This window comes from Burkholderia anthinoferrum, from assembly GCF_002925705.1.
Classification (GTDB): domain Bacteria; phylum Pseudomonadota; class Gammaproteobacteria; order Burkholderiales; family Burkholderiaceae; genus Burkholderia; species Burkholderia semiarida.
The window spans coordinates 1-1,154 of record NZ_LFZP01000083.1; the positions used below are offsets into that span (position 1 = coordinate 1).

Genomic DNA, 1,154 nt, shown 5'->3' on the forward strand with positions numbered 1-1,154 from the left:
AATCATGCGCTAACTGTGCGTCACGCCACGAGCAGACAAACAGCAGCGTGTCCCTTAGACTCTTGCCGCAATGACCATTGCGTGGCCGGAGGCTTCGTCAACGAGAGCATCCGGCAGATGTATCCGGTTCAGGGACGAATCGCCTTTGTCCATCCGATCAGCATCCGAGCGAGTCCCGAAAGGTTGGGCAACCGCATGGATGCGTTGCTGCGGCAAAGCCGCTCGGCCGTCGCGGTGAATCCTGTGAACAATAGAAGTATCTGCTGTATGACGACCAAGCTGTCATTCGAAATTCTCGAAGTGTTGGATGCAATTGACCGGACCGGTACATTCGCCGAGGCGGCCGAGTTGCTGCATAGAGTTCCGTCGACGCTCACTTACCTTGTGCAAAAGCTGGAAAGTGACCTGGAGGTCGAGCTGTTCGATCGCGGCGGCAGACGGGCGAGACTCACGGAAGCGGGTCGTGCTGTTGTGGAAGATGGGCGTCGTCTTTTGGACGCCGCTCGACACCTGGAGGCCAAAGCAAAAGGCATTCGAGACAGTTGGGAATCGGAGCTTCGACTATGCGTCGATGCAATCTTGCCAATCCAGTCCTTATGGCCGTATGTCCATGCCTTCTACGGCCTGGAGATGAATACCCAGCTAAGTCTTTCCACCGAGGTGCTTGGGGGCGTGTGGGATGCCCTGGTTACGCGGCGTGCCGATCTCGCGATAGGGGCGTTCGGCGAGCCGCCGCATGCGGCCAACATCGCGGCCCGGCCAATCGGAACCCTCCGGCACGTTTTTGTCGTGGCACCGGACCATCCACTCGCCCGCATGCCCGAGCCGTTGGAGAGCGAAACGATCGCAAGATATCGAGGTGTTGTCATTAGTGACACTTCTCGCGAACTGCAACCGCAATCCGTGGCCACCCGTGACGGACAGCCGCTGATCATCGTGCCGACGCTCGCAGCCAAACTGCAAGCACTGTGCGAAGGTATCGCTGTCGGGATGCTGCCCGATTTCGTGGCGAAAGAACCGATACACGAAGGCAGGCTGGTCGCGCGTCGCATTGTGGGTGTGCGCGAGTTCACGAATGGCTACCTCGCTTGGCGCGAGGACAAGGTAGGGAACGCTTTGAACTGGTGGATTGCGCAACTAGACAGCCCCGATCA

The 1,154-nt window shown here is 58.8% G+C and carries 1 protein-coding gene; it reads left to right on the plus strand.

Annotated elements, in window-relative coordinates:
* Positions 1-267 precede the first annotated feature (267 nt).
* Positions 268-1,154, plus strand: an 887-nt coding sequence (locus tag C5F75_RS35985) for a LysR family transcriptional regulator (RefSeq protein ID WP_104013547.1), incomplete at its 3' end; no start/stop codon positions are given.